The sequence below is a fragment of the Synechococcus sp. CS-1332 genome (genome assembly GCF_025127995.1).
Classification (GTDB): Bacteria; Cyanobacteriota; Cyanobacteriia; order PCC-6307; family Cyanobiaceae; genus Cyanobium.
The window spans coordinates 56,158-82,877 of the sequence record NZ_JAHLYP010000019.1; the positions used below are offsets into that span (position 1 = coordinate 56,158).

Annotated in this window: 18 protein-coding genes; 15 read left to right on the top strand and 3 right to left on the bottom strand. The window is 67.9% G+C overall.

The features are described from left to right. Positions 1-7 precede the first annotated feature (7 nt). The 6 genes from KQ305_RS04010 (at position 8) to KQ305_RS04035 (ending at position 11,822) form a co-directional block, all read left to right on the top strand. Positions 8-3,289, top strand: a complete 3,282-nt coding sequence (locus tag KQ305_RS04010; RefSeq protein ID WP_259724141.1) for an exodeoxyribonuclease V subunit gamma — start codon at positions 8-10, stop codon at positions 3,287-3,289. Next, a complete protein-coding gene (locus KQ305_RS04015) occupies positions 3,286-7,089 on the top strand; it encodes a UvrD-helicase domain-containing protein (RefSeq protein WP_259724142.1) in 3,804 nt (1,267 codons plus the stop codon). Before KQ305_RS04010 ends, KQ305_RS04015 begins: the two co-directional genes overlap by 4 nt. After that, a complete protein-coding gene (locus KQ305_RS04020) occupies positions 7,086-8,729 on the top strand; it encodes an ATP-dependent RecD-like DNA helicase (protein ID WP_259724143.1) in 1,644 nt (547 codons plus the stop codon). The genes KQ305_RS04015 and KQ305_RS04020 overlap by 4 nt, the downstream gene beginning before the upstream one ends. Positions 8,730-9,091: 362 nt before the next feature. Beyond that, positions 9,092-9,466 (top strand): phosphomannose isomerase type II C-terminal cupin domain, encoded by a 375-nt coding sequence (locus tag KQ305_RS04025; RefSeq protein WP_259724144.1) that lies wholly within the window; start codon positions 9,092-9,094, stop codon positions 9,464-9,466. 90 nt (positions 9,467-9,556) lie between these two features. Then, a complete protein-coding gene (locus KQ305_RS04030; RefSeq protein WP_259724145.1) occupies positions 9,557-11,464 on the top strand; it encodes a DEAD/DEAH box helicase in 1,908 nt (635 codons plus the stop codon). Between the two features lie 34 nt (positions 11,465-11,498). Continuing rightward, positions 11,499-11,822: a hypothetical protein gene (locus tag KQ305_RS04035; protein WP_259724146.1), complete on the top strand. Its 324-nt coding sequence runs from the start codon at positions 11,499-11,501 to the stop codon at positions 11,820-11,822. A gap of 9 nt (positions 11,823-11,831) precedes the next feature. On the opposite strand, the gene KQ305_RS04040 is transcribed toward KQ305_RS04035, so the two are convergent. Then, complete coding sequence (locus tag KQ305_RS04040) at positions 11,832-12,035, bottom strand: hypothetical protein (RefSeq protein WP_259724147.1); 204 nt, start codon at positions 12,033-12,035, stop codon at positions 11,832-11,834. Between the two features lie 280 nt (positions 12,036-12,315). Here KQ305_RS04040 and KQ305_RS04045 point away from each other — a divergent pair, with 280 nt between their 5' ends. From KQ305_RS04045 to KQ305_RS04055, 3 genes are read left to right on the top strand one after another with little or no spacing between them, the layout of a single operon-like run. Further along, on the top strand, positions 12,316-12,714 hold the full coding sequence (locus KQ305_RS04045) for an RNA-binding protein (protein WP_259724148.1): 399 nt from the start codon (positions 12,316-12,318) through the stop codon (positions 12,712-12,714). Positions 12,715-12,728: 14 nt separating this feature from the next. Next, a complete protein-coding gene (locus KQ305_RS04050; RefSeq protein ID WP_259724193.1) occupies positions 12,729-14,540 on the top strand; it encodes an ABC transporter ATP-binding protein in 1,812 nt (603 codons plus the stop codon). Positions 14,541-14,571: 31 nt separating this feature from the next. Then, positions 14,572-15,498, top strand: a complete 927-nt coding sequence (locus tag KQ305_RS04055) for an LCP family protein (protein WP_399230539.1) — start codon at positions 14,572-14,574, stop codon at positions 15,496-15,498. On the opposite strand, the gene KQ305_RS04060 is transcribed toward KQ305_RS04055, so the two are convergent. Continuing rightward, complete coding sequence (locus tag KQ305_RS04060) at positions 15,467-15,967, bottom strand: MgtC/SapB family protein (RefSeq protein ID WP_259724150.1); 501 nt, start codon at positions 15,965-15,967, stop codon at positions 15,467-15,469. The two genes, KQ305_RS04055 and KQ305_RS04060, sit on opposite strands and share 32 nt — an antisense overlap. Positions 15,968-16,104: 137 nt before the next feature. On the opposite strand from KQ305_RS04060, the gene KQ305_RS04065 reads away from it, so the two are divergent. The 6 genes from KQ305_RS04065 (at position 16,105) to KQ305_RS04090 (ending at position 23,850) form a co-directional block, all read left to right on the top strand. After that, positions 16,105-17,073, top strand: a complete 969-nt coding sequence (locus KQ305_RS04065) for an aromatic acid exporter family protein (RefSeq protein WP_259724151.1) — start codon at positions 16,105-16,107, stop codon at positions 17,071-17,073. Then, the gene (locus tag KQ305_RS04070; RefSeq protein WP_259724152.1) at positions 17,067-18,149 is read left to right on the top strand and encodes an FUSC family protein; all 1,083 of its coding nucleotides are present in this window, start codon (positions 17,067-17,069) and stop codon (positions 18,147-18,149) included. Before KQ305_RS04065 ends, KQ305_RS04070 begins: the two co-directional genes overlap by 7 nt. 3 nt (positions 18,150-18,152) lie before the next feature. Next, on the top strand, positions 18,153-19,496 hold the full coding sequence (locus tag KQ305_RS04075; RefSeq protein WP_259724153.1) for a carbohydrate porin: 1,344 nt from the start codon (positions 18,153-18,155) through the stop codon (positions 19,494-19,496). 102 nt (positions 19,497-19,598) lie between these two features. Next, positions 19,599-21,260, top strand: coding sequence for a TolC family protein (locus KQ305_RS04080; RefSeq protein WP_259724154.1), 1,662 nt, complete (start codon positions 19,599-19,601; stop codon positions 21,258-21,260). Beyond that, entirely contained in the window at positions 21,257-22,663 is a 1,407-nt protein-coding gene (locus KQ305_RS04085; protein WP_259724155.1) for a chloride channel protein, read from the top strand. The genes KQ305_RS04080 and KQ305_RS04085 overlap by 4 nt, the downstream gene beginning before the upstream one ends. 194 nt (positions 22,664-22,857) lie before the next feature. After that, on the top strand, positions 22,858-23,850 hold the full coding sequence (locus KQ305_RS04090; protein ID WP_259724156.1) for a sensor domain-containing diguanylate cyclase: 993 nt from the start codon (positions 22,858-22,860) through the stop codon (positions 23,848-23,850). Positions 23,851-24,183: 333 nt separating this feature from the next. On the opposite strand, the gene KQ305_RS04095 is transcribed toward KQ305_RS04090, so the two are convergent. Continuing rightward, entirely contained in the window at positions 24,184-26,694 is a 2,511-nt protein-coding gene (locus KQ305_RS04095) for an ATP-binding protein (protein WP_259724157.1), read from the bottom strand. Positions 26,695-26,720: the final 26 nt, after the last annotated feature.

Here is a 26,720-nt window from a genome sequence, read left to right on the forward strand (position 1 = left end):
CGGCCCCTTGCTGACGGTCTTTCGCAGCAACCGGGCGGAACTGCTGGCGCGCGTGCTGGCCACCCAGCTGCGCTTGCAGCCCCCCGATCCTTTCGAGCAGGTGCAGGTGGTGGTGAACACCTGGCCCACCAGCCGCTGGCTCGGGGAGCAGCTGGCCGAGCACCTGGGCGGTATCGCCGCCAACCTGCGCTTTCCCTTCCCGGGCAGCCATCTGCGCCAGCTGGTGGACCAGTTGCTGGCCCCGGCGGCGACGAATCCAGAGGAGGGATCTGCCGATCCTTGGCGCGCCGACCAGCTGGTCTGGCCCCTGCTCGGCCAGCTGCCGGCGGTGGCCGCCGCTCCGGAAGGGGGGCCGCTGCGCCGCTGGCTGGCTGAAAGGAGCGGCGGCGACCAGCTGGAACTGGGCCACTGGCAGCTGGGCCGCGCCATCGCCGATGCCTTCGATGACTACGCCCTTTATCGGCCGGAGCTGCTGGGCGCCTGGGAGGCGGGGCAGGCGATCGATGCCAGCGGCCAGCCCCTGCCGGCAAACCAGCGCTGGCAGCCGCTGCTGTACCGCTCCCTGCTCCAGGAGCTGGGCCAGGAACCGTTCGGATGCCGGGTCCAGGAGCTGGTCAGGAGGCTGCGCCGCGGCGAGCTCGCCGAGGAGGCCCGCGGCACCCCCCTGCGCCTTTTCGGCCTCAGCAGCATGGCCCCGATCCAGGTGCAGCTGCTCCAGGCCCTGAGCCTGCATCGGCCGGTGGACCTCTACCTGCTCACCCCCTGCCGAGATCTCTGGCAACGCTGCGGCGAGCGTCGTCGCCAGCTCAGTGATGCCCTGGCCCTGCGCCAGCCACTGGAGGCCGCCTGGCTGCTGAAGGCTCCGGGTCTGGACGCCCGCTTCGGACGCCTGGGGGGGGAGTTTCAGCAGCTGCTGGAGGGCACCGGTGAGGCCCAGCTGGGGGAAGAGCAGGAGAAGGACCTCTTCTTCGCTCCGGCCAGCGGCACCGGGCCGGCATCCCTGCTGGCCCAGCTGCAGGAGCAGCTGGCTGACGCCAGCCGGATTCCCCTTCTGCAGGTGGATCCGCAGGATCGCTCCCTGGAGTTCCATGCCTGCCCTGGCCGGCTGCGGCAGGTGCAGATCGTGCGCGACCGCCTGCTGCAGTTGCTGGCGGCCGACCCCAGCCTCGAACCACGCGACATCCTGGTGATGACGCCGGACATCAACGGCTTCGCCCCCCTGGTGGCCTCGGTGTTCGGCGATCGCCACGCCACGGGGGTGGACCTCCCCTGGCGACTGACCGACCGCAGCCAGGAGGAGGGGGCAGGAATCGGCAGCACGTTGCTGCTGCTGCTGGAGCTGGCCGGCACCCGCCTCACCGCCTCCGGTCTGGAGACCCTGTTGGGTTGTGGACCCCTGCTGGAACGCTTCGGCCTCGAGGCCAGGGAGGCGGCCCGCCTGGTGGAGGCCCTGCAGGAGGTGGGCTTCCGCTGGGGTCTCGACGGCCAGGAGAAGGAGGGCGCCTGCCATAGCCTGACCTGGGCGATCGACCGGCTGCTGCTTGGCCTGGTGCTGCCCGCCGGTGTGGGCCTGGCGCCGGGGGACACGGCCCCCTGGGAGGGGGGCGTGCCCCTGGAGCTGAGCGGACGCTGGCTGCATCTGCTCGGCCGTCTGCGCCACTGGCTGGGGGAGCTGCGCCGCGGCGGTGCTGTGACGGTCTGGGTGGAACGGCTGCGGCGGCTGATCGGCGATGTCTTCGATGATGGGGGCGAGGCCTCCGGCGAACTGCCGGACCTGATGGGGGCGATCGACGCCTGGCAAACCGCCGCCGGCAGCTCTCCGCTGAGCCTCGAAGCCCCGGTGGTGGCGGCCGTGCTGCGGGAGCTGCTTGGGGCCGAAAGCGGCCGCTTCGGCCATCGCAGCGGCGCCCTGACGATCAGCGCCCTCGAACCGATGCGGGCCATCCCCTACCGGGTGATCGTGCTCATGGGGCTGGAGGCGGGCCTGTTCCCCCGTCCGGGCGACCGTCCCGCCTTCCACCTGATGGAAAGCCAGCGCCAGCTCGGCGATCCCCACCCCGCCGACCAGGATCGCTACGTCCTGATGGAAGCCCTGCTCTCTGCCCGGGACCACCTGCTGCTCAGCTGGAGCTGCCGCGACGACCGGACCGGCGCCGCGCTGCCCCCCTCCGGACCGGTGGGTCAATGGTTGCAATGGCTGGCCGGCCAGCTGGACCCTGAAGCCATGGGGCGCCTGCTGGTGGTGCACGCCGCCAACCCCCTCGACCGGCGGAACTTCCTGCCCGCCGCCGGACGGGAGGCCCCCAGCTGCGACCGGCGGCTGCTGGAGGCGGTGCGCCGCCTGAGCGGCGATCCACCGCCACCAACCACTCCGCTGCTGGGCGGACCGAGCCCCCTGGAAGCCACCACCGACACCGACACCGACGCCTTCAGCGACCTGCGGGACTGGCTGGCGGCCCCCCAGAAGCACTGGCTGAACTCCCTGGGCCTGCGGCCCGGTGAGTGGGAGAAGCGGATCGACGACCTCGAGGCCCTCGCCCTCGGGGAACGGGAGCGTTCCGCCCTGCTGCGGGGGAGGCTGCAGCGCAGCGACGGCGATCCCGGCAGCGAGGGCCCAGGCACGGCTGAGGACTGGCTCGAATGGCACCGCGGGCAGGGTCTGCTGCCCCCCAGAGCCGCCGGAGGCCTGGAAGCGGGCCTCCTGCAACGGCGCTGGTCGAGCCTGGCGAACAGCCTCGAGCGCCTCGGCCCGCCGCAGCAGCTCGCCCACCACTGGGGGCCCTGGCAGGCCCCGATCCCCTGGCGCGGCGAGGCGGTCGTGCTGGTGCACACAGCCCAGGCCCGCGTCGGCCACCGGCTGGAGCTCTGGCTGCAGTTGTTGCTCGCCGCCGCCGCGGGCGGGCAGCCGCGCCGGGGCGTGCTGATCGCCCGCGACGGCGACGTGTTCGCCCCGGCCCTGGAGCTGATGGCGCCGGCACCCCAGGCGGCACGGGACGAGCTCGAACGGTTGGCCGGCCTGCAGCGGGACTGGCGGAGCCGCGGCTGGCCGGTGCCCCCGGAAACGGCCTGGAGCTACGTGGTGGCCGAGCGGAAGCGGCAGGGCCAGGGGCGGCTCAAGGCCGCCGGCACCTGGGAAGGTTCCGGCTTCCACAGCGGTGAGCGGGAACGGGCCGAGATGGAGGCCTGCTTCGGCGCCCGCCTGCCAGCGGAAGCCCTGCTGACACCGGAGGTCCTGGAGCTGGCCAGCGCTCTGTTCTCCCCCCTGCTGGCGGCGGAGGTGGAGCCATGACCGCCGCCGTCACCGGCCCCATCGCCCCCGACAGCTTCGATCCCAACGACGTCAGTCTCGACGACGGCGTGATGCTGCTGGAGGCCAGCGCGGGCACCGGCAAGACCTTTGCCCTGGCCCATCTGGTGCTGCGGCTCCTGGCCGAGCGGCAGCTGGGGCTGCGGCAGTTGTTGGTGGTGACCTACACCAACGCCGCCGCGGCGGAACTGCGCGATCGCATCGGCCGTCGTCTCCAGGAGGCCCTCACCGGCCTCCAGCCCCCCCCCGACTGGCGGGCACCCGACCCCGTTCTGGAGCATTGGCTGGAGCGCCAGCCCCACGAGGCCGGAGCCCGCGGCACGGTGCAGGGCCTGCTGCTGCTGGCCCTCGAAGAGCTCGACGCCGCCGACATCACCACCATCCACGGCTTCTGCCAGCGGACGCTGCGGCGCCAGGCCATGGAGGCCGCCCGGCCCCCGGACCTGACGGTGGAGACCGACGCCGGTGAACTGGTGCGCCAGGTCGCCCACGACTACTGGCAGCAGCAGGTGCTGGCCCTTCCCCTGCATCTGGTGGAAGGGCTGGCGGCGGGCCCCGGGCTGGAGGACCTGGAGCGCCTGTTGGAGATGCTCGACGGGGACCCCGGCCTGGTCCTTGACCCCCTGCCGCAGGGCCTGAGCCTGGAACAGCCACTGCAGGAGCAGTTGGAGACGCTGTGGCATGAGCCCTGGAGACGCTTCAAGAACGCCTGGGCGGGCCAGGGCCAGGCCCTGGAGCAGGCCTTCCGGGACGCCGCCGGTGGTTGGCGCGCCGCTGGCGCCAGCAGCACCACGCCCTACGCCGCCAAGCCCAGAACCGATCACTTCGGGCTGGTCGAGGCCTGGCTCGCCGACCAGGGCGAAACCGGCAGCTTCGCCGCCGTCTGTGCCGAGAAGGAGCTGGGGGGGTACTTCCACCCCGACCCGTTCAGCCGGATGGCCAGGAAGGTGGAAGGCCTGGAGCGGGACATCCGGCTGCCCTGCCCGGACCTCCTGGAGGCGGTGGCTGCCCTGCGGGACGGTCCGGCGGAGGCGGTGCTGCTGCACGGCTGCCACTGGGGACGCGCCGAGCTGGCCCGGCGTCGGGAGCGCAGCGGCAGCATCGGCTTCGCCCAGCTGCTCGAAGGGCTCGACCCCGGCCCTGACGCCACGGCCCCCACCCCCCTGCTGCGGGCAGTGGGGGCGCGCTACAGGGCCGCCCTGATCGACGAATTCCAGGACACGGACCCCGTCCAGTGGCGGATCCTGCGGCTGGCCTTCACAGGCGGCAGCCACCTGCTGGTGATGGTGGGCGACCCGAAGCAGGCCATTTACCGCTTCCGTGGCGGCGACCTGGACACCTACCGGCTAGCCCGCCGGAGCGCGGCGCGTGTCCTGGCGCTGCAGGAGAACCGGCGCTCCGCTCCGGCGCTGATCGACACCCTGAACAAGCTGATGGCCCCGGCGGGCCTGCCCCGCTCGTTCCTGCCGGTGCCGGCGGTGGAGGCCCGATCGAGGCGCCGCGGCCCCGACGGCCTGGCCCCGGTGCGCCTGCTCTGGCTGGGCAGCGAGCGGACGGCCGACGATCCCCTGCCGAGCAGGAGTGCGCTGGAGAGCTCGCTGCCCGACCTGGTGGCCGCCGCCGTCCAGGAGCTGCTGGAGGAGGCCCCCGCCCTGGTGGCGGGCGACGGCCAGTCCCCCCGCCCCCTCTGTGCCGGCGACATCGCCCTGCTGGTCCACAACCACCACCAGGCGGAGGAGCAGCGCAGCGCCCTGGAGCGGCGGGGCATCGCCAGCCGGCTGGTGAGCAAGGCCGACGTCTTCGCCAGCCCGGCGGCCACCGCCCTGCAGCGCCTGCTCGATGCCCTCGCCGATCCCGCCGATCCCAACCGCCTGCGGCTGCTGGCCGCCTCTCCCCTGCTCGGCTGGTCGGCGCGGCAGATCGCCGCCACCGACGCGGCCGAATGGAGCGAGCTGGCCGGGCGGCTTCAGGCCCTGGCCAGGGATCTGCCCCACCAGGGACCGCTCGGGGTGCTCTCCCAGCTGGTGGACGGCAAAGGCCTGGCCCGTCTGAGTGCCAGCGGCCGGTTGCTGGCGGATCTGCAGCAGGTGGCCGAACTGCTGCAGGAACGACTGCACGAGGAACAGCTGGCGCTGGTGGCCGCCGCCGACTGGCTGCGGCGCCTGCGGCTGGACCAGAGCCGGGCCACGGGCACCATCCCGGACTCCCATCAGGCCCACAGCGACAAGGTGGACGAGGCGGTGACCGTGATCACGGTGCACCGCAGTAAGGGCCTGGAGTTTCCCGTGGTGGTCTGCCCCTATCTCTGGCAGGCGGCCGGCACCCCTTCGGCCCGCGGGCACCGGGTGGGGATCCGCTGGCAGCCGCCCGGCAGCGCCGAGTCCCACCTCGACCTTCACCGGCGTCCCTCCTGGGGCCAGGGGTGGCAGGCACTCCGCCAGCAGCGGCAGGCCGAACGGGCCGAGCGGGAGCGGCTGGCCTACGTGGCCGTCACCCGCGCCCAGCACCTGCTGGTACTCGCCTGGGCGCCGGCGAAAGGCCAGCAGGCCAACCCCCTGTTCCCCTGGCTGTTTCCCGGCGAGCCCCTGCCCGATCCCGATGACGAGGCCTCCGTCGCGGCCCATGGCGACGGGGAATGGCAGGAACGGCTGCTGGGGCAGATCGCCCAGCGATCGCTGGACCTCGATCTGCACCAGCCCACCGGGGAGCGGCCCGCCCACCGGAGCGTGCCGCTGCCCCCGGAGGCGATCGCAGCCCTGCGCTGCGGCCCTGTTCCCTTGCGCCAACTGGACACCGACTGGGGCCGCAGCAGCTACACCGCCTGGACCCGCGCCGCCCACGGCGCCGCGGTGTCGGTGGCGGCCCTCGACGAAGGCCGCGACACCAGCGATCCCAGCCCCAACGACGAGGCCCCGGAGGCTGGGGCCGACCAGTGGCCCGAGCAGGGCCCCCTGGCCGGCTTCGCCCGCGGAGCGGCCGCCGGCGACTGCCTGCACCGGATGCTGGAGCAACTGGACTACCGCCTTCCCATCGATGCGGCGGTCAACCGGGAGCTGGTGGAGCGGGAGCTGCGCCGGGCCGGCCTGGAGGCCAACCCCCTGGAGCCGCTGCTGCTGGGGCTGGAGCTGGTGCGCCTCACCCCCTTCGGCGCTGAGCTGGGCTCCCTGCGCGTGGCCGACCTGGGGCCGGAGCGCCGACTCAACGAGATGAACTTCGATCTCACCCTGGGCTTCGCCAGGGCCGCGGCCCTGGCGGCGGCCTTCGCCGACCACCCCGGCGGCGCCTTCGGTGCCGCCTATGCCGAAACCGTGGCGGCGCTGCCGGTGGCCAGCCGCGGCTTTCTCACCGGTTCGATCGATCTGATCTTCACCGCCACCGGGACCGACGGACAGGAGCGCTGGTGGGTGGCCGACTGGAAAAGCAACTGGATCGGCCGGCGGGACGGGGAGGGTCGACCCCTGGCCTGCGGCCCCCGCCACTACGGCCCAGAGGCGATGGCCGCCCTGATGGCCCACAGCCACTACCCCCTTCAGGCCCATCTCTATCTGGTCGCCCTGCACCGCTACCTGGGCTGGCGCCTGCCGGGCTATGCGCCGGAGCGCCACCTGGGGGGCTACGCCTATGTCTTCCTGCGCGGCACCCCCGGGGAAGCGGGGGTGCAGGCCCTGCCCGGAGCGGTGCCGGGCCTGTTCGTGGAACGACCGCCCCTGGCCAGGGTGCTCGCCCTCGATAGGGCCCTGGGCGGCCACGCCGCGGCCGGACTCGGGGAGGGGGCGCCGTGAGGGAGCCCCTCCACACCCCCCAGCCCTGGGCGGTGGCCCTCGGCCCCAGCCTGGTCGAGGCCCTGCCGCGGCTCTACGACACTCCCTGCGATCCCTTGATCGGCGAACTGATCAACGCCCTCACCGCGGCCCTGGGGCGGGGGGAACTGGAACTGAATCTGAACGGGCCACCTCCCGAAGAGGTGAGCGAGGCCTCCTGGCCAGATGACCATCGCAGGGCCTTGGCCGACAGTCCGCTCTCCAGGGAGCCCGACGGCCCCCTGGCCCTGGAGGAAGGGCGGCTGCAGTGGCGCCGCTGGCAGCGGCAGCGGCAGGAGGTGATCGACGCCCTGATCGGCCGTGCCGGCGCCCTGGAGCGGCCGGCTGCCGGCGAGATGGCGGCAGTCCGGGACCTCCCCGAGCTGGCGGGCCTCGATGAGCTCCAGCGGCAGGCGGTGGCCGCGGTGCTGCGCTACGGGCTGGTGCTGCTGGAGGGGGGGCCCGGCACCGGAAAAACCAGCACGGTGTCCGGCATGATCGCGGCCCTCCGGGCCCGGGAGCCCGGAAGCCGCCTCCATCTGGCGGCACCCACCGGCAAGGCGGCGGGCCGCCTGGGGGCCGCCACCGGTGGCACCCTCCCCTGCACGACCCTGCACCGGCTTCTGGAGAGCCGCGGCGACCGTTTCGGCCGCCACCGCGGCCGCCCCCTCGACCTCGACCTGCTGGTGGTGGATGAGGTGTCGATGCTGGATCTGGGCCTGATGGCCGCCCTGCTGGAGGCCCTGCCCGCCTCCTGTCGGCTGGTGCTGGTGGGCGACCCCGCCCAGCTGCCCCCGATCGCGCCGGGGGCCGTGCTCCAGGAGCTGCAACGGCCCGAGCGCCGGCGCCAGCTCGGGGGCGCCGCCATCACCCTGACCACCACCTACCGCAACGCCGGAGCCATTGCCGCGGTGGCCAGTGCCCTGCGCCGGGGACTCGCCACCGCGCCCGGCGGCGGCGCCACCGACCCGATGGCCACCATCCGACCGCTGCTGCAGGCGCTGCAGGCCACCGACAACCTGCGCTGGCGTCCCTGCTCCCCCCGGACCCTGCCGGCGGAGCTGCTCGAGCGGCTGCGCCGCCACCAGGCCTCCCTGGCTCGGCTGGCGGGACGCTGCCGGCCAGGCTCAACCAAGGGATGCCGTGACCTGCTCGCCGAGCGGGACCGGCTGCTGGTGATGGCCCCCCAACGCCAGGGCCGCTGGGGGCTGGAGGCGCTCCATCGGACCCTGCTGGGGGGACGACTGGATGGCGATCTGCAGGATCTGCCGGCGGGCACCCCCGTGCTCTGCCGGCGCAACCTGCCGGAACTGGACCTGGCCAACGGGGATGTGGGGCTGCTCGTGGGCGGGCCCGGGCCAACGGCGCGGCTGCTGTTCGGCGACGGCAACGGGGAGGTGATCTGGATCCATCCGGGCCAGCTGGCTGGGGCGGCCGAACCCGCCCTGGCCCTGACAGTGCACAAGGCCCAGGGCAGTGAGGCCGAGGAGGTCATCGTGCTGCTGCCCAGCGGCGGGTCCCGGGATGGGCGTCTGCTGTACACCGCCCTGACCCGGGCCAGGCAGGAGGCCCTGCTGCTCACCGACGGGGAGACCACCCCCCCCGATCTGGACACGGCATAGGCACGATCTTCATTCATCGCCACACCGCATCAAGTGTCTACGAAAAGTGAACCGTTTGAGGCGGGCATCGGCCACGGATCCATACTCCGTCCATCGGCGCGGTACCCCGGGTCGAACTCTCCGGACCCCCTGCTCCAATAGTCTCCACCGCTGGGATTTCTCCCCTTCAGGGAGCCCCTCCATTCCTCCAGCCCCCCTCGAGGAATGCCCTCCTTCATCGTCAAGAAGGATCGGCCCGGCCCCGCCGGACACGGCCCCTCAGGTGCCCCGAGGTCGACAGGGACAACCCCCATGGATTCCCTGGCCCCAGGTGGTTCCGGTCAGTCTTTTCTCCATCCGACATCCCCACCCACAGGCGGCCGTTGACAGCGTCCAGCACTGCGCGCGTCCACCGTCCCTGGGGATGGTTCGAAACCCTGGCGACGGGCCCCGGCTACCTCGTCAAACGGATCCTGATCACGGCGGACCAGCGCATCAGCCTCCAGCGCCACCAGCACCGCAGCGAGCACTGGGTGGTGGTGGCCGGAGCGGGAGTGCTCGAATGCGATGGCGATGACTTCGCCGCCTTACCCGGCGCCACCCTGTTCGTCCCCTGCGGTGGCGTGCATCGGGCGGCGGCGGGGGCGTCAGGCCTGGAAATCATCGAGGTGCAGCTGGGTGAAGAGCTGCGGGAGGACGACATCGAGCGTTTCAGCGATGATTACGGCAGGGTGGTAAAGTCTCATTTCAACCTTTGAGCAAGGGCAAGGCAGCCCGGGTGCAGGGCACCCATTTCCCACGGTCCACTGCCGGCCTGCGTTGAAGGATTCACCAGGCTTCAGCATCCCGTGACCCAGATCATTGACGGCAGCACCTTCACCGGTGCCGCCGATTCCCAGGCGGCCATCGAGCAGCCTCGCGAGGACGTAGTCCTCTCGTCCGTCGTGTCCCCCCAGGAGGACGCCCCCAGCAGCGACACCACCGATTCCGCTGCTTCCGCCGACCTGGAGACAACACCGGCAACCGTGGTTCCCGAAGCGGAAACACCTCCCCCCATCAGCGCCTTCGCCGCCTTCGGCCTGCGCCGCGAGCTGCTCGACGGCCTGGCCGCCATCGGTTTCGAGGAACCCTCCCCGATCCAGAAAGCTGCCATTCCCGAGCTGATGCTCGGACGCGACCTGGTGGGCCAGGCCCAGACCGGCACCGGCAAGACGGCAGCCTTCGGCCTGCCCCTGCTGGAGCGCCTTGATGCCGGGCAGCGCACCCCCCAGGTGCTGGTGCTCACCCCCACCCGCGAACTGGCGATGCAGGTGGCCGAGGCCTTCAACAGCTACGCAGCCTGCATGAAGGGCGTGAAGGTGCTGCCGATCTACGGCGGCGCCGATTTCCGTGACCAGATCCAGCACCTGCGCCGAGGTGTGCAGATCGTCGTGGGCACCCCTGGCCGGGTGATGGATCACATGCGCCAGGGCACACTCGACCTCTCCGGTCTGCGCAGCCTGGTGCTGGACGAGGCCGATGAAATGCTCCGCATGGGCTTCATCGACGACGTCAAGTGGGTGCTCGAGCAGCTCCCTGCCGAACGTCAGGTGGTGCTGTTCTCCGCCACCATGCCCTCGGAGATCCGTCGCATCTCCCAGAACTACCTCAAAGACCCGGCCGAGGTCACCATTCGTCAGAAGGCCGCCGACGGCCGACGCATCCGCCAACGCCACTTGGTGGTGAACGGGCCCCAGAAGCTGGAGGCACTTGAGCGGGTGCTGGAGGCCGAGGGCAGCGAAGGCGTGATCATCTTTGCCCGCACCAAGGCCATCACCCTCACGGTGGCCGAGTCCCTCGAGCAGCACGGCTACGACGTGGCGGTGCTCAACGGCGACGTTCCCCAGACCCAGCGGGAGCGCACGATCGAGCGTCTGCGGGATGGCCGCGTCAACGTGCTGGTGGCCACCGACGTGGCCGCTCGTGGCCTCGACGTCGACCGCATCGGCCTGGTCATCAACTACGACATCCCCTTTGACGGGGAGGCCTATGTGCACCGCATCGGCCGCACCGGTCGGGCAGGCCGCAGTGGCGAGGCCATCCTGTTTCTGACACCGCGGGAACGGCGATTCCTGGGGGGTCTGGAGCGCGCCGTGAACCAGCCGATCGAGGCGATGGAGGTACCCGGCAACGCCAGCATCAACCAGCACCGCCTGGATCGCCTGCGCCAGAAACTCACCACCGCCCTGCAGCAGCCTGTCTGCAACCCGGAGGAGAGGGCCCTGCTCGGCGAGATCCTGCAACGGGTGGCCCTTGAGCAGTCGTGCAGTCCCGATCAGCTGGCCCTCGCGGCCCTGGAGCTGGGGCTGGCCGGCAAACCCCTGCTGCTCCAGGGTGAGGAGCGCTGGGGCCAATCCCGTCCCGGTGCCCCCACCAGGGAGCGCGACCGCGACCGTGGCGATCGTGACAGGGAGAGGAGCGGGGATCGCCGCCCCTTCAGCGACCGCAACCAGGAACGCGGCGAGGACGGCCCCGAGGACAATATGGAGCGGTTCCGCATCGAAGTGGGCTGGCGGGATCGGGTCAAGCCCGGGAACATTGTGGGTGCCATCGCCAACGAATCCGGCCTCGCCGGACGATCGATCGGAAAGATCCGCATCTTCGATGCCCACAGCACCGTCGACCTGCCCAAGGGCATGCCTGAGGAGGTCTTCGCGGACCTTCGTCGCCTGCGGGTGATGAACAAGGAACTTCAGATCTCCCGACTGGGCTCCTGATTCCCTTCCCCGGCGTTCACAACGCCGATCTCCCATGCCTTCCCAGCAGCGGCCCCGTTTGCGCTTCCCCCGCGTCCTGCCAGCTCCTGGCTGGCTGAGCCTCAGCCTGGTGGCCTTGGCGGCCATCGGGCCAACGGGGGGGTCGGCGCAGGCGGCCTCCGGCCCCATCCTCGAGGTGGTGCGCTCGATCTGTCTGTCGGCCTTCGAGACGGAACTGGCCCAGTCCGGCAAGAAGGCTCCCGACGGGATGGCCAACTACGCCTGCAGCTGCGTTGCCGACCGCATCACGAGTGGCAGCAGCATCGCTTCGGCCCGCAGCAGCTGCAAGGACGCCACCGCAAAGCGATACCCGATCTGATCGAGGCCCTCAGGCCCACATCCGGGTGACTTCCTCGCAGGCCATCACTTGGCGATCGCTGACCGTAAGCTGCTCCACGGCCGCGATCAGGGATATCTGGACCTCGTGGCTTTCGTTAGCCACAAGGACCTGGAGCAGGTCAAACAGATCCTGGGTTCCCAGCTCGCCATCTTCACGCCAGTTGAGGCACCAGGGGACAGGGGCGGTTTTCATGGGATCAGCTTAATCAGGGTTTGCTGACAATGGAGCGTCCTTGCCGATGGCGGCAAATTCTTCAGTATTGATTCGCTTCCGCTTCAAACTTCTCCATGGAGGTCCGGGCTTCGGTTGTAGGCTTCAAGGAATTCCATGCCGCTCGGGTTCCCCCGGCACGCACCGACGGCTCAGGCCCAACAGAACCCGACCCTCTGGAAAGGTTCTGAGCTCCATGCCGACCGCCTGCTTTCCCTGGGTTTCCCGACACCGCAGGAATCCTTTCCAGCTTTTTCATTGAATGACCATCTACGTCGGCAACCTCTCGTTCCAGGCTGAACGCGAGGACCTTCTCGATCTCTTCGGCCAGTACGGAGAGGTCCGTCAGTGCAGCCTTCCCCTTGACCGTGAAACGGGGCGCAAACGCGGCTTCGCCTTCATCGAACTGGCCGATGATGCCTCCGAGCAGAAGGCCATCGATGATCTTCAGGATGTCGAATGGATGGGCCGGATGATCCGGGTCAACAAGGCCACACCCCGTGAAGGTGGCGGTGGCGGTGGCGGCGCTGGTGGCCGCTCCAGTGGCGGCGGCTACGGCGGTGGTGGTCGTCCCGGCGGTGGCGGAGGTGGCGGCGGCCGCTCCGGTGGTGGTGGCGGCTACGGCGGTGGCGGTGGCGGCGGAGGGGGCAATCGCTGGTGACTCCGACGGCCGCCATGGCCGTTGATGGCGCCAGGACGCCGACCACCCCAGCACCGGGGCTCTCGCGCCTGCTGACCAGCCTGCGTCCCCACCGCAGGCTCGTCCGGCTGGCCGCCGCCTGTTCGGTCCTCAACAAACTGTTCGACCTGGCTCCGCCCGTCCTCATTGGCCTGGCGGTCGATGTGGTGGTGCAGCAGCGCACCTCCTGGCTGGCCGGGCTCGGCTTCAGCACCGTTCCCGCCCAGCTGGGGGTGCTGGCGGTGCTCTCGTTCCTGATCTGGAGCGCCGAATCCCTCTTCGAATACCTCTACGCCCTGCTGTGGCGTCGCCTCGCCCAGACGGTCCAACACGAGCTGCGCGTCGAGGCCTACGACCATCTGCAGCACCTGGAGATGGGCTTCTTCGAGGCCGGCAGCAGCGGGCGTCTGCTCACGGTCCTCAACGACGACATCAACCAGCTGGAGCGGTTCCTGGATCAGGGGGCCAACGAGATCCTGCAACTGGTCACCACCGTGCTGGCGGTGGGCGGCACCATGCTCGCGCTTTCCCCCACGGTGGCGGGCGTCTCCTTCCTGCCGATTCCGCTGATCCTGTGGGGATCCCTGCGGTTTCAGCGGCGCCTGGCACCCCGCTATCGGGAGGTACGTGAGCGGGCCGGTGATCTGGCCAGCCTCCTGAGCAACAACATCGGCGGCATGCTCACCATCAAGAGCTATGCCGCTGAGGAGTGGGAGAAGCAACGGCTCATCGCCCAGAGCCAGGCCTACCGCGCCAGCAACGGCCAGGCCATCCGCCTGTCGGCGGCCTTCATCCCCCTGATCCGGTTTGCGATCCTGTTTGCTTTCATCGCGATCCTCGTGATCGGCGGTTTGCAGGCCTGGAGTGGTGCCATCGCCATCGGCACCTATTCGTTTCTCGTTTTCATTACGCAGCGGCTTCTCTGGCCACTCACCACCCTGGGTCGCACGCTCGATGACTACCAGCGCGCCATGGCCTCCACCCACCGGGTGATGGATCTGCTGGATACCCCCATCGCCATCCCCAGTGGTGACAGGCCATTGGCCATCGCCGCCGTCCGCGGTCAGCTCCGCTTCGAGTCGGTCGACTTCGCCTACACCGGCCGGGACAGGCTTCTTGAGGGCTTCGATCTGGAGGTACCCGCCGGTGCCACCCTCGGGATCGTGGGGGCCACCGGTTCCGGCAAGAGCACCATCGTCAAGCTGCTGCTCCGGCTCTATGCGATCCAGGCGGGCCGGATCCTGCTCGATGGCGTGGCGATCGAAGAGCTGACGTTGCAGGACCTGCGCCGGGCCATCGGGCTGGTGAGCCAGGAGGTCTTCCTGTTCCACGGCACTGTGGCCGAGAACATCGCCTATGGCAGCTTCGAAGCCAGCCGTGGGGCGATCGAGAGGGCCGCCGGCCTGGCGGAGGCGGCCGAATTCATCAACGACCTGCCCCAGGGTTACGACACCGTGGTTGGGGAGCGGGGACTGCGACTGTCCGGTGGCCAGCGGCAGCGGGTCGCCCTGGCCCGGGCGATCCTCAAGGATCCGCCGGTCCTGGTGCTGGATGAGGCCACCGCCGCCGTCGACAACGAAACGGAGGCGGCGATCCAACGCTCCCTCGAGCGCATCACCGCGTCACGCACCACCTTGGTGATCGCCCATCGACTGAGCACGGTGCGCCACGCCGATCGGATCGTGGTGATGGAACGGGGAAAAATCGTTGAGAGCGGCGGGCACGATGACCTGCTGGCCAGAAATGGGGCCTATGCGGCGCTCTGGCGTGTGCAAACCGGACTCAGACCTGAGGACGTGCTGCGCTGAGCCCAAGGGGCTTAGTTTGGATTGAATGAAGATGTCCCAGCCCAGGCCGGCGCGACGACGCGCTCCGGTGTTCATCGCCATGGCCTGTGGCCTGGGGGCGGGTCTGCTGCTGGCCGGTCCCTTGGCCCAACTGATCGCAGCAAGGGCCAGCACCGGGGGCGGCGCCTCGCTCACCAATCCCTTCGCCGCCTGGAGTGGCGGCATGGGTCGTCAGGATGTCCTGATCCTGGGCACCGACGTGGGCGGCGGCAACACCGATGTGATCGCCACCCTGCGCATCGATGGCAACCGCACCAGCATCACCCAGATCCCCCGCGACACCTACATCGAGGCCGAGAGTTTCGGCCCGGTCAAGATCAACGCCCTCTACAGCCTGGGCGGCATCGAAGCGATGAAGCGGGAGATCTCCCACCGTCTTGGCCGTCCCATCCAGCACCACCTGGTCGTCAATCTCTCCTCTATCCGCCAGATGGCCGACGTCCTCGGGGGGATCGAGGTGGATGTGCCCAAACGCATGCTCTATGAAGACCGAAGCCAGGGGCTGTCGATTGATCTGCAGCCGGGGATGCAGACCCTGCGGGGCAAGGATCTGGAGGGCTTCCTGCGCTTTCGCCATGACGAAACCGGCGACCTCGGCCGCATGGATCGCCAGCAGTTGGCTCTGAAGTCCCTGTTCCTCAAACTCACCAGGCCCGAATACCTGGTGCGGCTGCCGGCGCTGATGATGGCGGCCCGCAAGGACCTCAAGACGGACCTGGGGCCCATGGAGCTCGGCGGCCTGATCACGGCCATGGGCAGCACCCAGCTCGACACCCAGAGGCTGGACGGCCGGCCCTTCTACAAGGACGGCATCAGCTACTGGGACGCTGTCTGGCCGGCTCCGGAGGGGGAGCCACTCGAAGCCGACGGGGAGGGCCAGGCCAACGCTACGAACCGCCGCCACCGCTTCCTTTTTTGAGATCATCGGGCTGGGGCGGAATCGCCTCACCGCTGTCGACGGAATGGCCGTCGCGATCCGAAAGGGTGATCAGGGCCAGGCCAAGGGCCATCAGCACCGGCACCGGGCTGGAGACGGCCACCGTGACGCCGAGGGCGGCGGTGAACCAGATCGAGGCGGCGCTGCTCAGACCGCGCACCTCCGGGATGGCGTGCTTCTGGCGCACCGGAGGCACCAGGATCTCGCCGGCGCCCAGGAAACCGACGCCCGTCGCCACCCCCTGAATGACCCGGCTGCGGGCCTGGGGATCCGGACCGGCCGCCAGCACCATCAGGCAGGCGCTCATTCCCACCAGGACATGCACCCGCAGCCGGTTGGGGTGGGCCCGGCTGCCGTGGTGGGCCCGGTTGATCCCCACGGCCAGTCCGCAGAGCACCGCCATGCCAAGCCGCAGCAGGGCTTCCAGATCCGGGCTCAGCGAGAGGACCATGGCTGCCCGCAACACGACAGGTGGTCTCCAACGATCGCGCATCGGCGCTCAACCCTGGCGCATCAACCAGCAGCCGGGGACCATGAACCTCCATAGGCTCCTGCCTGCCCCGCGCTACGAGGTCCGTGCGATCCGCCTTGCTTCGCAACAGCCTGAGGCTCGGGGTGGCCGCCTTCGTCACCGCCGCCCTGTCGCTCTGGTTCGAGCGGATCGCCTACGTGTGGTACCCGATGCTGGCCGTGGTCACGGTCATGGAGGACGGTGATGACCTCAGCCTCCAGGCCGCCAAGGTGCGGGTGTTCGGCACCATCACCGGTGGGCTGGTGACCTTTCTGGTGCACACCGTGCTGGCCGGCTGGCAGGGGGTGCTGGTGTCCCTGCTGCTGATGCTGCCCCTGCTGCGCTGGCTGGGCTGGCAGTCGTCCGCCGGGACCGCGACGCTGGTCAGCCTGATGTTCCTGATGATTCCAAGCCACGTGGCCCTGAACTGGGACTACGTGTTCAACCGCACCCTGGACACGGCCGTCGGCTGCGTGATCGCCATTCTGGTGGGTCTGCTGTTCTGGCCCCGGCGGGGATTCGACCGGCTGATGCGATTGGAAGTGGGCCTGCGCGACGGCTACGTCGCCCAGTTGCAGCGTCAGCGGGACTGGCTCGAAGGCCGGGGGGAACGGCCCCTGCCCCTGCCACCAGCCCAGCTCAGCCACGACTTGGTGGCCATGGAACAGCTGGTGGCCCAGGAGCGCAGGGGCCCCCACGGTCGGCGGATGAAGGGACAGCGCTGGTCCCAGCGGCTGCAGCTGTGGGCGGCGGTCCAGCACCACTGGGTCCAGTGGGAGCGGCGGCTGGCTGGTCTTCCCGACCACCTCCGCCCGGGGGCGGACGCCGGCGCCGATGGCGGCAACGATCCGCTCCAGGCGGGCATGGCGCGGATCGGCGCCCTGCTGCAGGGGGATACCCTTCAACCACCGGCCCTCGACCCCCTGCCCTGGCAGAACCTGGCCCGGCACCGATCACTGCCCCTGCTGCCCCTGCTCGCCCTGGCCCAAGAGCAGCACCCGCTGATGGCGAGCCTGCGCACCCTGAGCCTGGTGGCCCGATGCTGATCCGCCGCTCGGAACTGCGCCTGGCCCTGACGGCCGGCCTGATGAACGGCTTCGGCGCCCTGGCCCCGCTGGCCTACGGCTTCTACGCCCCGATGGCCGTGCTGGTGGTCTGCACCGGCACCTACGGGGGCTCCATCGGCCTGGGCCGTCAGCGGCTGCTGGGGTCGGTGGTGGGGGCAGCGGTGCTGGCCGTGTCATTCATCGGCCTGAGCCACCTGCCCCTGCCCCTGGGGCTGAGCCTGGCCCTCGTTGCCATGCGGCTGCTGGGGGCGGCCCTGGGGCTGGAGGTGGGGTACAAGGTCGGCAGCAACATCATCGTGATGGGCTGGCTGGTCCATGACGGCGAGCTGGGTATCTGGGTCCCGGTGCGACTGTTCTGGACCGTGGCCGGCATCCTCGTGGCCCTGCTGTCCCTGCGCCTCTTCTGGCCCGACCTGGCGGTGGAAGGCAACCGGCAGCGGCTGCGCAAGTTCCTGGCCGAGCTGGGCGCGGCCCTCGTCAGCCAGGCTGACCGCCTCGAGGCTCCCGCCGCCCCCGTTGCCCCGGGGGCCATGGCGGCCGCCCAGCGGTTGGAGTTGCAGACGGCCCAAGGGTTGCGCCGTCAGCTGGTGACCCTGCGCGAGGCCATGCCGGCGGTGGCCGATGAGCTGGGCAACAACCCCACCAGCCACACCACCTACCGCCTGTTCCAGCTCCTCCAGGGGGCCGGCTCCCAGCTGGTCGGCGTCGTCGACGGGCTGCGGCTTCTGGAGCACACGCCGTCGGAGCGAAGCCCGCTGGAGGGACTGCATGCCGCCCAGTCGGAACTGCTGCGGGCGGTGGCCACCCGCCTGGAGCAATGGAACCACTGCCTGGAGGTGCCCCACCGGCACAGGCCGGCCCCCCCGGCCACGCCCCTGACACCACCACCCCGTTGGGGAAGCCTGGAGCGTTGGCTGCACGATCCGGATCTCGATGGCTTCGAACTGATCCGTCTGCAGCGCAATGCCAGCCGGCTGATGCTCTGCGGCCAGGCCCTGCGCAGCCTTGAGCAGGCTGAGCACCGCTGGCGGGCCCTGGGTGAGCCCCCGGGCTGAACCATGGTTGGACCGCGCCGCTTCCCGCCGAAGGCCTCCAGGCTCTGGTCTCCCCTGGCGCTGCCGCTGCTGCTGGCCAGCGCCGCACCCGGCGCCGCCCAGCCGCTCGAGCCCGAGGCAAGCCCGCCGTCAGCGTCCGTGCCCCTGCTCAAGCTCGCGCCTGGCTGGGGCCGCCTCCACCAGACGCTGGGCCTGCCCGCCTGGGTCGATCTGGAGCTGCAGGTCGTGGCCGAACCGATGGGCAACCCCGCCGGTGGTCTGGTCCGGGAGGCGAGCTGGATCCAGCAGGCGACCCTGGCGCTGACCGTGAGGCCACCCAGCGACCCGGACAGCCCGGCGGGGCGGGAATGGGACCGCTGGGCGATGCAGGTGGCCATCGCCAGCTTCAACGGCGACCCCCTCTATGCCCAGCGGCTGGGGGCCCTGCTGCCCCTGCAGGAGGTGGCCAATCCGGTGGGGCTCTGGCTCACCCGCGCCAGCCTCCAGCGCCGTTCCGCCGACGATCGCTGGAGCCTGGAGGCGGGATTGGTGAGCATGAGCCCCGATCTGTTCAGCACGCCGATCGAGGACTTCTACGTGCATGACGCCCTCAACGGGGCGCCGGTGCTGTTCTCCATCCCCAACTTTCCTGTCTTTCCCGTCGCCGCACCGGGCGCCCTGCTGGTGCTGCGGCCGACCCCGGCCAGCACCCTGCGGCTGGCCAGCTTCGATCTGGCCGCCACCGACTCCGTGGCCGGGCTCCTGGGGACCGCCACCGGCCTTCCTCCCGGACGGGGCTGGACCCATCAGCTGCAGTGGAGCTATGCCGCCCCCTGGCTGAACCGCCACCTGGCCGCCCCGATCGCCGCCTGCCGTGAAGCCGCTGGCCTCACGGCCCGACGCCCGACCTGCTCCCAACCGGTGCAGGTGGAGCGCCAGCTACCTGGAGGACTGCTGCAGCTGGCGGCCTATGCCGGAACCGGCCCGAACCGGGGGCTGTACGGCAGTGCCACCGTGCCAGTGGCGCTGCCCTGGGGCCTCGACCACCGGCTCTGGGCCGCGGCGGCGGCGGGGATCGACACTGCCGCCAATCCGACGCCCAGCTACCTCGGTGGCGGGCTGGTGAGCCAGGGGGTGCTGCCCGGCCGCCCCTTCGACCTGCTGATCCTCGGTGTGGCCCGCACGGGCTTCAGCCCGACCATCAGTCCCGGCCTCAGCCACGAAGGCGTGGTGGAACTCGGCTATCAGGTGCAGATCAACCAGTCCTTCAACCTGCAGCCCAGCCTGCAGTGGATCCTCAATCCGGGTGGGGCTGGCCGGGTACCGGGGGTGTTCGCCGCCGGCCTGCAGCTGGGTTTCAGCTTTTAGGGGCCGGGGAGGCCGATGTCGAGCAAACTGGGCGCCGGATGGGGGAGATGGCGGGCCATGGGGGGCAGCGGAACGGGGCGGCCCCTGGTCAGGTGGATGCTCATGGGGCTGGCTCTCGGCCTCGGAGCAGGCCCAGGGGCGGGCCAGCCCCTGCCGGCGGCCAGCAGCGGAGATGGGCGGCGCCTCGAGCGTCGCTGGAACGAGCTGGATCGCCAGATCCGGGCCCTCGAACAGCTGCTGCCCGCTGAGGCGGAACCCCTCAAAGGCGACGCCCTGGCCAGCCCACCGCTGCCACAGCAGGAGATGGCGCCCCTGCCACCGCAGGTCACTGCTCCCCTGCCACCGTTGGCGCTGCCGGAGGCCGCCAGCCTGCGTGAAGGCCAGCCCCAGGCCCTCAGCCTGGAGCAGACCCTGGCGATCGGCTTTGCCAACAGCCCCAGCCTGCAGGCCCGCCGTGAGGAGGTGGCGGCAGCCCTGGCCGAGCTCCAGAGCCAGATGGGCACCTACTGGCCGCGCCTCTCGGCCTATGCCGCCACTGGCACCGACCAGGCGAGCACCAGTTTCTTCTCCCCCACCGGCACGGGGACCCTCTTCGCCCCCAGCAACCCCTTCTTCATCCCCCCCGGCGGCAGGGGCTCGCTCAACACCAACGCCAATGGTGTGGCCACTGGTCTGCAGCTGCGTTACGAGCTGCTGGATTTCGCCCGCACGCCCAAGGCGCGGGCCGCCCTGGCCAGCCTGCGCAGCGGCCGTCTGGCCTACGCCGATGCCCTGCGTCGGCTGCAACTGTCCCTGAGCGAGTCCTACTACCTGCTGCAGCGGGCCGACCAGCTCGTGCGCATCCGCGAGGCCGTGGTGCGCAACGACCTGCTGATCCTGCAGGACAGCCTGGACCTCAAGCAGGCGGGGCTGGTCCCCCGGCTGGATGTGCTGCGGCGCCAGGCGATCGAAGCGGACGGGCAGGAACAGCTGATCGCCGCCCTGGCGGACCAGGCGATCGCCCGCCGCCGCCTGGCGGCCCTGCTCAATCTGCCGCCCCAGCTGACCCCCGCCGCCGGCGACCCGATCCGCCTCCAGCCTCGCTGGCCCCTGGATCTGGAGACCAGCCTGGTGGCCTCCTACCGGGACAACCCGGAACTGGAAGCCCTCCTGGCCACCCGCGAAGCCCTGCTGCAGCAAAAGGATGCCGTCGCCGCCGGGTTGCTGCCGAAACTGTCGCTGTTCGCCAGCGCGGGGGCCAGTGCCAGCAATGCCAACAGCTGGAATGTGCGGGTCGCCGATGGCGGCTGCTGCGGCGCCACTGTCGCCACCTCCCTGAACACCTACGGCAGCGACTGGTCAGTGGGACTGGCGGTGAGCTGGCTGCTCTTCGACGCGGGCACCACCCGGGGCCAGGCGCGTGCCCTGGCCCGCCGGGGGGCCGCCGTGGCCCAGCAATATGCCGCCCAGCGCAACGACATCCGGCTGAGGATCGAGCAGGCCTTCTTCGGCCATGAAGCCAGCCTGGCGCGGCTGGTGGCGGCCAGACGCGGTGTGAAGGCGAGTCTTGAAGCCTTCCGTGATGCCCGCCTCCGCTACCAGGCGGGGCTGAGCAGCGAGCTGGATCTTTCCAACACCCAGGAGCGGCTGATCGCCAGCCTGGTGCAGCGGCTCGAGGCCACCGTGAACGTGAACGTCACCTACGCCCAGCTGTTGCGCGAACTTCTGCCCATGCCCACCGATCCAGAGGCGCCGGTTCCGTCCCGCCTGCAGTGGACCCCTTGACGCTTTCCCCCGAAGCGATCGACGCCGCCGACGCCAGGCGTGACGGGAGCCTGGGCCGGGGCCAGGTGGTCGCCCTGCTGCTGGCCGCGCCACCAATGCTGCTGATGCTGCAGCCCTACCAGTGGCTCTCAGCCCTGGGCTTCCGCCTCCAGCGGGCCTGGCCCCTGGGAGATGGCGGCGGCGTCCCCGGAGGCAGCCTGCTGCTGGTGTTCGCCGGCACGGCGCTGCTGACCCTGCTGGCGAACGGCCCCCTGAAGGGCGGCCGGGGAGGCGGCCTCACCGGGGTGCAGGCCCTGCAGCTGGATCAGGTGCAGCAGGGTCCGGCCCGCTTCGCGGCCCTCGCCTCCCTGGATCTGAGGCGCCAGCTGACCCGCCTGCCGTTGCTGCTGCTCACCCATGGCGCCAGCCTGACGGTGGGCCTGGAATCCCCCTCCGCCTCCCTGGGGGCAAGCCTGCTGCTGGCGCTCCGGAACAAAGTGGCCCCCCTCAGGCGTCTGCCCCTGCCGGTGCTGCTGGCAACCGGTGCCGGAGCCGGCCTGGGTATCGCCTTCAACTCTGTCCTGCTGGGAGTCACCTACGCGATCGAGGAGCTGTGTCACCGGCGCTCGGCGGCCCTGATCAACGGCACCCTGTTGACCACAGGGCTGGGGGTGGTGATCGGGGCCGCCACGGGCCTCTGGGAGAGCACGGCCGAGGCGGCTCCCGCCCACCACGCCGGCCTCTCGCTGCTGGTGGGCGGGGGCGGCCACCTGATCGCGCCGGCCCTGCTGCTGACCCTGGGGGCCGGGTGGCTGGGAGGCGTGTTCACCGCCTGCACCGCCTGGATGGCCAGCCGCTGGAGCCTCTGGCTGTCTAGGCCGGCCGGTCCGGAGAGATCGGCCATGACCAGGCCCCTGGTCTGGGCGCTGGGGGCTGCCCTGGTGATCAGCCTGGCGGCCGTCGCCAGCGATGGCTGGAGTCTCAACGACGGCCAGCTGCTGATCCTGCGCATGGCCTATGGCGAGGATCGCCCGGGCCTCGAAGTCCTGCCGTGGCGCCTGCTGGCCTCGGTGCTGAGCATCGCCATCGGCGCCCCCGGGGGTGTCATGCATGACGCCATGTCCCTGGGGGCCCTGCTGGCGGGACCCCTGATCGGCGATCTGCCGCCCCTGGAACGGCAGTTGCTGGTGTGGACCGGGGCAACGGCCCTGTTCAGCGGTGCCTGCCGCACGCCTCTTTTCTGCGCCCTGTTCGTGGCCCAGATCGCCGGCAATGGCGCCCTGGTGCCGATGCTGCTGCTGGTGGCTGCCCTGGCGGCGCCGATCGGTCGCTGGGTGCGGCCCGATACATGGAACGAGGTGCAGCTGGAACGCTGGCTTGTAGTTCACCGAGTGAATGAGGGTGCAGAGATGAAAGCAGGCTGAACGGTCTTCATTCATCACCCTGCGTTAATCATTTTCCTGAACAGGCTGCCTAGCTGAAGAGGTCGCCAGGGAAGGAACGACACGGCGGGGTGGAAGGACTAGGATACGATTGATTGGACTTCTCTGGCTTCTGATCTATTTCCATAAACGTCTGCATTTCCTCATTGTCCAGCCATGAATCAAAGAGGGATCCATTGAAACCACCCGAAACTCCTGAGGACGAAAAGCTCCGGCTGGCCAAACTTCGTTCACTTTGCATTCTTGACACCGCCCAGGAGAGCCGTTTTGACCGTCTCACGAGGATGGCCCAACGCATCTTCAAGGTGCCGATCGTCATAATCAGCTTGGTGGATGAAGACCGGCAGTGGTTCAAATCCTGTGTGGGCCTGAATGTCTTAGAGACCCCCAGAAGCATTTCTTTTTGTGGGCATGCGATTCTGGACTCCGATGTGTTCATCGTTGAAGATACCCTCGAAGATGATCGTTTTTGTGACAATCCGCTGGTTATCGGCGAACCCCATATTCGCTTCTACGCCGGCTGTCCCTTGATCCTTGAGCATCACAAGCTCGGGACGCTCTGCATCGCCGACCATGTGCCCCGATCCCTTGATCAGGAACAGCTCGACAACCTGAAAGACCTGGCCAGCATCGTGGTGCAGGAATTGGGGGCCATCCTCCTGGCCACCAAGGATGAGCTCACCAACCTCGAAAACAGACGCGGCTTCCTGGCCCTTGCCCAGCAGAGTCTGCAGCTCTGCACTCGCCAGGGCATTTCTGTCTCACTGCTCTCTTTGGACCTCGAGCATTTCAAGACGATTAATGACCTCCATGGACGTCAGGAGGGAGATCAGGCCCTGATCACTTTTGCCGATCTGATCAAGAATGTATGTCGGGATTCAGATGTCGTTGCCAGGCTGGGTGGGGATAAGTTCGTGGTTCTTCTGATCAATTCAACCCGAGAGCAGTCTGAGACGGTTATCGATCGAATCAGGGAAGCTCTCGAAAATCAGAACAGGTTTTCGGGGAATGATTATGCGATTGATTTCTGTTATGGAATTACGTCCTATCAACCCGAGAGACATGAAACCATCGCAGAACTCCTTGCAGATAGCAATGCTTTGATGCACGAGATCAGGCAGCTTCGCACTCTTGCCACCATAGGCAATGGAACTCCTGAGAGAGAGTAAACCAAAGCTGACCTGACATTGGCAGGATACGAAGGCAGGGTCCAAGAAGGCACAGGTTGAGATTCGATCACGAACCCAGGACATCCCTCCAGGGTTATGTGATCTATCAATGGCGTCGTGGTGCTGATCAATCAGCAGATGTGAAAGCAGGCCTTAACAGACCTTCTGGCGATGTTCTGGCATGTCGAACAAGCCATCTCGGCGGGCCTGGAAGACTGGCAAGATGTGATCGACGTCCGTAAGCTTCGTTATCACCAGTTCGTCCATACCTGCCATGCACCATGCGCCTGACCGCTCGCGCGTTCGTTAGTCTCCGCAAAGATCAGGATGGCATCATGACTTGAGAACGCTTTCAAGGATCGCCTTGATCGACAAATCGAGTTGATGCAATTTAACGGGCTTGGCCAGATATTCGGTAGCGCCGGCCTCCATGCACTTTTCACGATCGCCCTTCATCGCCAAAGCCGTAAGCACAATGATGGGCAAGGCGGCAAGCTCAGGCTTGTCACTGGAGCGGATCACGCGCAAGACCTCAAAGCCATCCACAACCGGCATGGACATGTCGAGGATCAGCAGACTAGGTACCTGATGGCGAAGAAAGTCGATCGCCTCCTGACCATTGCTCGCATGATTCACTTGGTATCCCTTGGCGATGAGGTAACGGGTATAGATCTGTCGGTTCACTCTGCTGTCTTCTGCCAGCAATATCTGTGGCTTATCGGTTCCAGCATTGGAATCCTGAACTGAAGCTTCGGCCTCTCTCGTCTCAGGAAGAGAATGCTTCGGTACTGACTCGGCATGGAGCTGGACCGGGAGTTGGATGCTGAAACAACTACCTTTTCCCACCGCCGATTCGAGCGCAATGTCACCCCCATGAGCCTGAAGAATCCTCTTGACAATCGACAGGCCAAGGCCAGTGCCGGCGAATTGGCGATTCAAGCCACTCTGAACCTGCACGAAAGGCTTGAAGATCTGATGATGGTCCTTCGCATCGATGCCGATTCCTGAATCCAGCACGCTGATGTAAAGCGTGCCTTGCAGAGGGTCCGCCTGCTTCGTAGGGACCATCCTGGCCTGCAGGCGCACAGTTCCTGCTTCAGGAGTGAACTTGACAGCATTGCTGAGGAGGTTGATCAGGACTTGTCGGATCAGCCGCTGATCCAGCAGACAGACAGATAGACCAGGCTGAATGTCCGCTGAGAGGGTGATGGATTTGGCCTGCGCCATCGGTTGAATGGTTTTGATGCAAGATCGGCACAGTGCACTGATGGCGACTGGCTTCAGTTCGACTTCGAGCTTGCCTGCTTCGATTTTCGTGATATCCAGAACATCGTTGATAAGGTCAAGCAGATGGGCGCCACTACTCTCGATCTCCCCCAGTGCCTGGCGTTGCATCGGAGAGATTTCACCGTAAATGTTCTCTTGCATGGACTCAGCCATGCCGAGAATCCCGTTCAGAGGCGTTCGCAGTTCATGGCTCATATTGGCCAGAAACTGATCCTTGAGTCGTGTGGAGCGTGCCAACTCCTCATTGGTTCTGAGCAGATTTGCCTCAGCCAGCTTCTTCTCTTGCAATTCCGCTTCAAGTTTCGCGAACAAGTCAGCCTGCTGTATGGCGATGCCAAGGGTCCTAACCACATGATTCACGACCGCGACATCTGCTTCGATCCAGCGTCGTGGCGCCTTGCATTGATGCACACAGAAGAGACCCCAGAGACGGGTACCGCAGATCAGGGGCACCACAAGATTCGATTGGATTCCCAACCGATTGAGAAGATCTCGATAACATGGATCCAAAAGAGCTATGGGCACGTTATCGATGATATGATTCCGCCCATTGAGATAGCGAGCCACTTGAGCGTCGCTGAAGCACGTATCTTCAATGGAAACGGACAATAATGAAGCCGTATCTGGATGAAAGGCCTCTGCAACAAATGTACCCTGACTGCACTGGGATTCCTGATCAAACTGATAGACGGCGACACGATCAGCCTCGAGATAGGGGAGCATCTCATTGACGGCTACCTGAAAGATTCGCTTGATCTCACCAAAAGTCGCAATCCGCTCTGTGATTCCACGCAAGATCAACTCTCTCTTCACCTGACGATCTACTTCGACAGAGTTCTGCTCTATTTTCTCTGCCATCTGATCAAAAGCCACAGAAATCTCAGCCAGCTCGTCAGATCCTGCCAAGGCGCTTCTTGCCTTGCGATCTCCGCCGCCCAAAGCCTGGCTGGCTTCGATGAGTTTCCGTATCCGAGTGGTGACAGCAGACTGGAAGAAGATCCAGATGCAGAGACCAAGAATGACAAGCAGCACATTGAAAAGAAGTGCTCTTCTCAAGGCCTGTTGAAAAGCAAGACCCCTCCCCTTGGCAAGACTGTAGTCGACAAACAAGACACCAACCCGAGATGCCCGCAGCTCATTGGGCAGAGGCTTGAGCAGAATCGGATAAACGGCGATCAGCTGGGAGCGATCGGGTGAAAGCTGAACCGTTCCCTGCAGCGTCTGACGTGTGCGAGAAAAAATCGGAACCAATGGCGCTGCAACCGTGGCCGCAACAGAACTGCCCACGCGGCTATAGTCACTGGCACGAATGACCACGTTTTTATCATTAAACAGAAGCACGCTCAGATCGTCCTGACTGGCTCCCAGTTGGCTCACCAAGGTAACGACTTGATTGCCATCCTCATCGTTGCGAAACAGATGGTCAATCATCCGCGCCGCCTGCGAGACCGAGGCCTTCAGATAGATGGCGGCACTTTGCTCAGACTTGCGATTGGAATCTCGGAGTTCCTGGAAAAAAGTGATCGCCCCAAGCAAGGCCCCGCTGAGGACGATCAAGGCTGGGATTGTGAAGCGAAGTGGTG